This is a genomic window from Frankia sp. CeRuru1 (assembly GCF_977966315.1).
The window spans coordinates 1-8,328 of the sequence record NZ_CDWWEW010000233.1 but is presented as its reverse complement, the minus strand read 5'-3'; the positions used below and the strand labels follow the sequence as shown (position 1 = coordinate 8,328).

Here is an 8,328-nt window from a genome sequence, read left to right as displayed (position 1 = left end):
GGATGAGGCGGCCGGTGGGCCTGGCCGGGCGGCGGGCGTAGAGGCCGGCGACCGTCCCGGTCGGGCCGGCGGCGCGGCGGGCCTCGCGTTCGATCAGCGAGAACAGCAGCAGCGCCAGGCCGACGACGTGCAGGAGCCCGTGGATCCGCTGGTTGTTCTCCAGGTAGAACGGGTTGACCGCGAGGGGGCCCTTGAACGCGCTGTTGCGCCGTTCGGAGGCTTCCTGGCCCTTGTCGTCGACGAAGACCCCGGCGGCGTCCTTCTCCTCGATGCTCTGGTTTGTCAGGAGCGCGAACCAGCCGTCGGCCTTCGCCGCCAGGTCCAGGGCCGCCTCGTCGAAGTACCAGGTCAGCAGTGGTGTGCCGGTGTCGGGGTTGGTGTCGACGTGGGTGCGCAGCCACGCCCCGACCCGGCACTCGGCGGTGATCTTCTCGATGCGGGCGTGGACGGCGGCCTCGTCGCGGTAGTAGTGGGTGCCGAGGTTGCGGTGCAGCACGACGAGCGCGGCGCGTGCCTTGTCGATCTGTTTCTGCCGGCTGGCCGCGGACGCCGCGGCACGGCGGGCCGAGTGGGAGTACACGGTGCGCGTCGTGAACGGCGGGTCGGTGGCCTTCGGGCCGCGCAGGGTCGTGGATCCCTCGACGACCCGGTGGACGTCGCGCTGGTGGAACAGCTTGTCCTTCTCGCGCTGGGGCGCCCAGTCGACGATCGTCGCGGTGGCCGGGTCGTGCGCTGCGAGCGCGGCCAGCCCGACGATGGTCCGCGGGGCCGGGGCGACGAAGGTGGCGCCGGCCGCGTCGATCGCGGTCAGGTTCGTGTAGGAGACGAGCTTGCTGTCGCCGACGAGCAGGAACCGGCGCGGCCCGGCGAGCTCACGCAGGGCCCGCAACGCGCCCTCCACCTGCGAGACCTCGGCAGCGCCGCCGTCGTAGACGCGGGTCAGCAGCGAGACCGCGCCGTCGGCGCAGGTTGCGAAGCCTGCCTGCACCTGCTTGAGGTCGAAGCGGTGGTCCTTCGGGTGGCCGGGTTTCGGGGTCGCGTAGGCGGGGTCGGCGCGGTCGTAGGCCCCGAACACGGACATGCTGGTCAGGTCCCAGTGGATCTCGGAGACGTCGAGGCCGAACACCGCGATCGCCCGCGCGGCGATCGCGCCGACGACGGCGTCGGCCTGCTCGGCCAGCGCCTCCAACGCCCGGCCGCATCGGTCATCGTTGAGCGCGTCCGGCTCGATCCCGAAGATCTCCAGGACGGCCCACCTCTCGCCCCAGTCCTCGACCCGGACCAGCGGGGTCGGGGAGGTCAGCCGGTTGGCGACCAGCATGGCGATGACCTCGCCATGAGTGTGGCGGGCCTTGTTCTCCTGGATCGGGCAGAGCCGGTCGATGACGGCGACCAGGTCGAGGCGGGCTAACAGGTCACGGATGACCGGCAGCGAGCCGAGGAACTTCTCCAGGCTCGGGGGGCCGTAGCCCAGTTCGGCGGTCGCCAGCACGCTCTGCACCGTGCCAGATCGGATGCATCACACACCAGGGTGATCATCACCCTGTCCGATCAAGAAGTCACACCATCAGCACACCGCATGAACGTGCGGAGTGCAGGAGACCCGCGTCTCCCTTCAGATGGGCCCCGACGCCGAGGTGGGCGAACTCGACTTCGACGCCCTCGTCTGCGCGACCGGCTACAGCGCGATGGAGCCCACGGGCCTGCTGGGCGATCTCGACCGGTACTGCCTGCGCGACGAGGCGGGCCGCTACCGGGTGGAGCGGGACTACCGCGTCGTCACCGACCCCGAAATGCGGTGCGGAATCTATCTTCAGGGTGGCACCGAGCACACGCACGGCCTGACTTCCTCGCTGCTGTCGAACATCGCTGTACGAAGCGGTGAGATCACCGAATCGATCATCTCCCGGCGTGCGGGGCAGAACAGCATGACGGTTTCGTCGAACGCCCGCGGAATTCGCGGCGCCACGCGGCCCGGATAGGCCGGGTACTGTTCGCGTCCCATCCTGAAAGGTGAGTACCGCATGTTCGTCCCCAGCCACTACCGGGAACCGGACGTTACCTGGATGGTCGATCTGATGCGCGGAAATCCGTTGGCGCTGATGGTCAGCAACGGAGCTCCCGCCGACGGGCCGTTCGCCACCCACCTCCCGGTCATCACCGACCCCCGCTGGGAGGGATCATTCGCCCCGGACCTGGCCGGCACCCCGCTGCTGGGCCACCTGAACCGGGCCAACCCGCACTGGGCGGCGCTGGACACCGGGACGGTCATCACTCTGATGTTCACCGGACCACACGCCTACGTCTCACCCACCGTCTACGACGTGACGCCGGCCGCCCCGACCTGGAACTTCACCTCGGTGCACGTGCACGGCACAGTGGAGAGGATCGAGTCGACGGAGGAGACGCTGGGCGTCGTGCAGGCGACGGTGCGGGCGTTCGAGAAGGAGTTCGGGCACAGCTGGGACATGAGCGAATCCATCGGCTATTTCCGCCAGATCGTGTCCGGGGTGGGCGCATTCCGGGTCAGGGTGACCACCGCCGAGGGAATGTTCAAACTCAGCCAGGAACAGCGCCCCGAGATCCGTGACCGCGTCCTGCAGTCGTTCGCCGGGCGTGGCTGCACCCGGCACGCCCAGACCGCCGCACTCATGGGCCGTCTGCCGTAGCGGGCTCCCCGGCCGGCGGGGTCCACACCCTGGTACGCGATGTGCGGACCCCGCCGGCGAACACATCAACCGGATTCCCGCGGCGCCCTCAGGCGCGCCCGTGTGCCACCCGGCTGACGGGTACGTCGTCCACCGTGGGGCTCAGCCGACGGCGTGGCCGCGGACCCGGGCCAGCTCACGGACCGCCCTGGCGACGGCGGCGGAGTCCTTCCGCAGGATCTTGCTGTGGTTGCTCGCGACTCTCGCGCTGACCTGGAGGTTCGAGTTGCGGGCAAGGACCGGGTCGAGCGCGGCCCGCGCCCGTTCCATCTCCTCCTGGCCCGCGCCGAGGTGGGCGCCTGTGGCCAGGATGAATCGGACCGGGCAGGTCACGCGGTCAAGGACCGGCGCGAGGGTGGCGGAGATCTCGTTGCTCTCGATGTTCACCTCGGCGTGCTGGCCGGCGGTCATCCGCGCGGCCAGACCCAGCCGGCTGGCGATCGGAAACAGCGGACGCATCCGGCGGAACAGCTTCCGGATCCGTTTCCGGGCGGCGGCGCCGATGATTCCGTACGGAACGGCGCCGTCGACGGAGACCACGCCCTCGACGCGGTCCGGATTCCGATCAGCCCAGTGCACGGCGATCAGCGCGCCGTAGGACCAGCCGACCAGAATCGGCCGGTCCACAGCCCGCGCCCTGAGGACGGCGTCCAGATCCCGGATGCACGCCTCGAACGAATAGTCGGCCGAGCGTTGGGACCTCCCGCGGGCGCGTTCGTCGTAGGCGATGTGCCGATAGTCGCCGCCGAGCGCGGCGATGACGTGCCGCCAGTGCGACTGGTCGGCGTACGAGCCGTTGAGGTAGACCACAGGACGACCAGGTCCACCGGTGTCGGTCACGTACAGCGCGGTGTCGTCGACCGTAACCATGCCGGTCCAGACGGATTGCTTGGTGGTCACGGTGTGCCTTTCTCTGAAACGTCGTCACCAGTGCGGGCGTCGGGCCCGCCTAGTACTACAGGAACAGTGATCTGGTCGTGGTGTCGGTTGGAGTCAGGTCGGGGTGGCGACTGGCTGTGCGGCGTGGATGCGTCGGAGGAAGTGATAATGGCGGGCGGTTGCCTGGTGGTGTCGGCGCCAGTTTGACCACCAGGTGATGAGCGTGTCCGGCAGTTTCTCCTCGCGTAGTAGCGCGATGAGGTGACGGATCTCGTTGAGGCTGAACGGGATCATTGTGGTGCTGTCCGGGGCTGCCTGATCAGGGATGGGAATGCCGTGGGAGAGACGGTCGTAGCCGACGGCGGTGGTCGCCTGCGTCCCGGTCGAGGTATCGGTGCGGCTTTTCGCCGCGGTGACGGCAAGCCAGGCGTGGGCGAGCATCGCGAGGGTGATGTGCCGGTACCAGGCGTGGTAGAGCCGGACCTGGTAGTGGTCGAGGCCGACCTCGTTCTTTCCCGACTGGAAGCATTCCTCGATTCCCCAGCGGCGACCGGCGACAGTGACCAGGGTCGCGAGCGGAACCGGCGTCGGGCTGTGCGTCAGGAAGAACGCGAGTTCGTGTTTCTGGTCTCGGCCGCGGCGGATAAGGACCTGGCGTTGTCGATTCTCGAAGCCGGCCCGGTCGGTCGTGTCGACCAGCGCCCAGTCGTAGAGTCGTGGGCCTTTCGATCCGTCGGCGGCAGAGTAGGTCTCCCATGCCTCGGCGGGGACGAGCGCGGCAAGCGTGTCGACGCGGCGGCGACCGACAGCGGTGCTGACCTCCGCATCGCACCGAACGCCGAGGACGAAGCCGATCTGGTGTTCTTCCAGCCAGTCCCGCAGTTCCGGATCGGCGCCGTAGGCCTCGTCGCCGGCGACCCAGCGCAACGTGGGGCAGGCCAGCCGGAACCGGCGGATCATGTCCAGGGCCAGCAGGGGCTTCGTCGCGAACCCGACGCGCCGCGGCACCCCTGCCACCTCACAGCGCGCCCGATCGTCAATCCAGCTTGCTGGAAGGTAAAGTTCGCGGTCGACGAAAGCCCGACCTTTCCCGGAAACATAGGCGGCGAACACCCCGATCTGACAGTTCTCGACACGGCCCGCCGTGCCGGAGTACTGCCGCTGAACCCCGGCCGAACGGCTGCCTTTCTTCAAAAACCCCGTCTCGTCCACGACGAGTACCCCGTCCAGCTCGGCCAGGTTCTCGGCCACATATCCGGCGGCCACGTCACGTACCGCGTCCGCGTTCCAGGAGTACTCGTTCAACAATCGTTTCATCTTCTGCGGCCCGGGATCCCCGTTGAACTCCGCGAGTGTCCAACCGTTCTTCCGCTCCGTCCGAGACAACAGCCCCGCCACATACGCCCGGGCCTGTGCCCTCGGCTGATCGTTCGGGAAACAGCCCGCGATGCGGCCGAACAGCTCCTCGAGCCCCGCATCCCACTCCGACACGTCTACCCCCGATATGCTGTCGGCCGCGGCCACCGCGGCGCCTCCGTTGATTCTCACAAAACCACGGAGAACCACGCGGTGGCCGCCCTACACCTCCCGCCACACCGCCCTCCCGAGAAGAGACCACGCGGCGATCACTGTTCCTGTAGTACTAGACGACGGTGACGTTGGCCAGATTCGCCCCGAGGGTCTTGAGGCCGGAGTAGGTCAGCTTGTCCATCCGCGCTCCGTCGAAGATCACGGTGCGGATGGCGGCGCGGTACTTCCTGCTCGACGCGCGGAAGGACGTGTCGAGCAGCGTCGCGCCCCGGAACGTGACGCCACCGAGCGCCGCCATGTCGAACCGCACGCTGGTGAAGGTCGCTCCGTCCAGATCGAGGCCACGCAGGTCGGCGTAGGAGAAGTCCACACCGGTGAAGGTGCAGCCCTCGAGAACGGTGTTCCTCAGGTCCGTCTTCCGCAGTCCGACGTCGGTGAGCACGGTGTCGACGAACCTGGCCCCGGCAAGTTCGGACATACTGAGGTTGGTGCGTACCAGAACCGTCCGGCGAAAACTGGCGCGTGCCAGAACGGATGTCGACAGGTTCGCGTCGGTCAGATTCGCGCCGTCGAAGTTCGAGTCCGTCAGGTCGCTGTACCTGAACGAGCTGCCGCTGAGATCGGCGTTCGAGAAGTCGGAGGCGCGCAGCGCGCTCTTCTCGAACCTTCCGTCCCGCGCGGCGACCCGCGCGAAGTCGCTTCCCTGCAGGTCACGCGCATCGAAGCGCGTCACCATCTGCCGCTCGAGCACGCGGGAGAGATTGGACACCTCCTGCACGGTGTGCTCGATGTCGCCGATGCTGTCGATGGTCTCCTCCAGTGCGGTCGCGTCGTCCCGTCCCGCGGCCCGGAGCTCACGGAACCGCTCCTGCAGGTCCGCCAGCAGGTCCGCCTTGAGTTCGCTGATGCTCTTCGTGTCCTCGTAGGGGGCGAAGACGCCGTCCACGTATTCACGCAGCTTCTCGTTCATCGTTCCCGTCTCTTCACAGCAGTGTGTCCAGCACGCGCTTCGCGTATTCCCAGTTGCTCTTGTTCCGTGTGTAGGTGGACCTGCCCTTCTCGGTGATCCGGAAGTATTTGCGGCGTCCGCCCTGCGTTTCGTCGCCCCAGTACCAGGTGATGTCGCCGTCGGCCTCCAGGCGGCGAACGCTCGAGTACATCGTGGCTTCTTTGAGTTCGTATTCGCCGTGGGAGCGTTCGGCGACTAGCTTGACGATCTCGTAGCCGTAGCGGTCCGATTCGGTGAGCAATCGCAAGATCATCGTGTCCGTGTTGCCGCGCAGTAGATCGGATGTGACCTTGCTCGTGCTCATGACCGCACCTCCGTGGAACACTGTAGCTCAGAGTACTGTGACAGGCAAGGTAGTTGGGCGATGGTGGTAGTGGGCTAGCAGTGGTAGCTCGCTGATCGTGGCAATCGTCCCGCACCAGTCCCGTGGGCCGCGGGTCTCGCCGACTGCCCCGCGGGTTGCGGGTCGCTGACGCGCGTTCCCGGCACTAGGCTGCCGTGGGGCGGGCGGCCGCCTTCGCCGGGCGACGGCGTCACGTTCGCTCGGCTGACGGCCGGCGTGCCCGCCGCAGTGCCCGCGGATGCGCCGGGCAGCGCCGCGTCCGCGGCCAGCGCGGGCGTCCGCGCCACCGCTGGGCCGGGCGAGGACGGGGGCGAGACGCATGACGAAGGTGCTGGTGTCCGGCTTCGAGCGCTACGGCACAACACCGGTCAACCCGGCGCAGGGCGTCGCCGAGGCGCTCGACGGCACGAAGATCGGCGATGCGCTGATCACCGGGCTGGTCGTACCGAGCAGATGGTTCGACTGCATCGACGTCGTCACCGGCGCTATTGACCGGACCGCCCCGGATCTCGTCGTGATGCTGGGCGAGTAGGGCGGACGATCGATGATCACGGTCGAGCGCATCGCCCAGAACCTCAACGACTCCGCCCGCTACGGGGTGGCCGACAATGGCGGCCGAGTGCTGGAGGACGACCTCACCGATCCGGACGGTCCGGTGGCGTACTGGTCAACCCTTCCGCTGCGCGCGATGGTCCTGGCGATGCGCCAGGCGGGCATGCCCGCCGACATCTCCGACGCGCCCGGCACGCTGATGTGCGACCACCTCATGTACGGCGTGCTGCGATACGTCGCGACCCACGACCTCCCGCCCCGCGTCGGGTGGATTCACCTACCCCACCTCCCGGAGGTGGCCGCACCGGATATCAATCTCGGTGCTCCGAGCATGGCGCTGGCGACGTCGGTGGCCGGGGTCCGGGTCGCTGTCCTGGCGGCGCTCAGGCGCTGGTGCACTGGCCAGACGCGGCGGCCTGGCCAGTGCGGCGACCGACCGGTCCCGATCGGTGACGGGCAGGCTCCCGGCCGGGGTTCCCGGGCGAGTGCTTCGTCGGCGCGGGGACGACGAGGAAGGCGACGGGAAAGGCTGAGACGCCGGCCCATGGGGGCCGGCGTCAGGCCGGTCGCCGGTGGGTTCGGGCCCGACCCGCACCCTCGACCAGGTGGAGGGCGCGCGATGGTCGAGCGAGTGTCCTGGCGAGGCCTTCTATGCCGTGACGTGGAGGAGGGAGGCGAGGTTTCCGCCCATCACCTTGCGGACGTCGTCCTCGGGGAGGCCCTTGAGATCGGCGGAATCAAGCGGTCATGGCGACACATGCTTTGCCAGCAGATCGCTGAGAACTTCGACGGGTGTCGCCCAGTCCAACGTCTTGCGTGGCCTTCCGTTCAGCTGTGCGGCTACCTTATCGAGTTCGTCCTGAGTATGCAAGGACAGGTCGGTGCCTTTCGGGAAATACTGGCGGAGAAGCCCGTTGGTGTTCTCGTTCGAGCCACGCTGCCACGGTGAATGCGGATCGCAGAAGTACACCGGCATCCCGGTCCGGACGGTGAAGTCGGCGTGGCGAGCCATCTCCTTCCCCTGGTCCCAGGTCACGCTGTTACGAAGGAACTCGGGAAGGGTCTCCATCTTCCTGGCCAGCAGGTAGGCGACCTTCTCCGCGTTGCGGTCGTAGGGGATACGCACCAGCATGACGAACCGGGTGGTACGCTCCACCAGCGTCGCGATCTGCGATTTGTTGCCCTTCCCGATGATGAGGTCGCCCTCCCAGAAACCGGGAACCGCGCGGTCGTCAGCCTCCTTCGGCCGTTCGCTGATGTTGACCATGTCGACGATCTGGCCACGGGCCACCGCCGGCCGGGACCGA

Annotated in this window: 8 protein-coding genes and 1 pseudogene; 3 read left to right on the top strand and 6 right to left on the bottom strand. The window is 67.9% G+C overall.

Going from position 1 to position 8,328, the window contains the following annotated elements; genetic code table 11:
- A partial coding sequence (locus AC08OP_RS16250; RefSeq protein WP_476614973.1) for an IS1634 family transposase occupies positions 1 to 1,501 on the bottom strand: 1,501 nt, incomplete at its 3' end.
- Between the two features lie 91 nt (positions 1,502 to 1,592).
- Here AC08OP_RS16250 and AC08OP_RS16245 point away from each other — a divergent pair.
- Together AC08OP_RS16245 and AC08OP_RS16240 are read left to right on the top strand one after the other, a co-directional pair.
- Complete coding sequence (locus AC08OP_RS16245; RefSeq protein WP_476614972.1) at positions 1,593 to 1,982, top strand: hypothetical protein; 390 nt, start codon at positions 1,593 to 1,595, stop codon at positions 1,980 to 1,982.
- A 42-nt stretch (positions 1,983 to 2,024) separates the two neighbouring features.
- Complete coding sequence (locus tag AC08OP_RS16240; protein WP_476614971.1) at positions 2,025 to 2,669, top strand: FMN-binding negative transcriptional regulator; 645 nt, start codon at positions 2,025 to 2,027, stop codon at positions 2,667 to 2,669.
- Between the two features lie 141 nt (positions 2,670 to 2,810).
- Here AC08OP_RS16240 and AC08OP_RS16235 read toward each other — a convergent pair whose 3' ends face one another.
- From AC08OP_RS16235 to AC08OP_RS16220, 4 genes are all read right to left on the bottom strand, one after another.
- Positions 2,811 to 3,608, bottom strand: coding sequence for an alpha/beta fold hydrolase (locus AC08OP_RS16235; protein ID WP_476614970.1), 798 nt, complete (start codon positions 3,606 to 3,608; stop codon positions 2,811 to 2,813).
- A gap of 93 nt (positions 3,609 to 3,701) precedes the next feature.
- Positions 3,702 to 5,078 carry an IS701 family transposase gene (locus AC08OP_RS16230; RefSeq protein ID WP_476614969.1) on the bottom strand — a complete coding sequence of 459 codons (1,377 nt, stop codon included), beginning with the start codon at positions 5,076 to 5,078 and terminating at the stop codon, positions 3,702 to 3,704.
- Between the two features lie 151 nt (positions 5,079 to 5,229).
- On the bottom strand, positions 5,230 to 6,087 hold the full coding sequence (locus tag AC08OP_RS16225) for a pentapeptide repeat-containing protein (protein WP_476614968.1): 858 nt from the start codon (positions 6,085 to 6,087) through the stop codon (positions 5,230 to 5,232).
- Between the two features lie 13 nt (positions 6,088 to 6,100).
- Complete coding sequence (locus AC08OP_RS16220) at positions 6,101 to 6,430, bottom strand: PadR family transcriptional regulator (RefSeq protein ID WP_476614967.1); 330 nt, start codon at positions 6,428 to 6,430, stop codon at positions 6,101 to 6,103.
- A 277-nt stretch (positions 6,431 to 6,707) separates the two neighbouring features.
- On the opposite strand from AC08OP_RS16220, the pseudogene pcp reads away from it, so the two are divergent.
- Positions 6,708 to 7,397: pseudogene (gene pcp, locus AC08OP_RS16215) on the top strand (pyroglutamyl-peptidase I); the annotation flags it as partial.
- Positions 7,398 to 7,766: 369 nt separating this feature from the next.
- Here the strand turns inward: pcp and AC08OP_RS16210 are convergent.
- Positions 7,767 to 8,328, bottom strand: a 562-nt coding sequence (locus AC08OP_RS16210; RefSeq protein WP_476614966.1) for an IS30 family transposase, incomplete at its 5' end; no start/stop codon positions are given.

What these genes read in the sequence shown, in the direction of transcription:
- AC08OP_RS16240 (WP_476614971.1), top strand. Translation starts at nt 2,025, where the DNA reads ATGTTCGTCCCCAGCCACTACCGGGAACCGGACGTTACCTGGATGGTC.
- AC08OP_RS16220 (WP_476614967.1), bottom strand. Translation starts at nt 6,430, where the DNA reads ATGAGCACGAGCAAGGTCACATCCGATCTACTGCGCGGCAACACGGAC.
- AC08OP_RS16225 (WP_476614968.1), bottom strand. Translation starts at nt 6,087, where the DNA reads ATGAACGAGAAGCTGCGTGAATACGTGGACGGCGTCTTCGCCCCCTAC.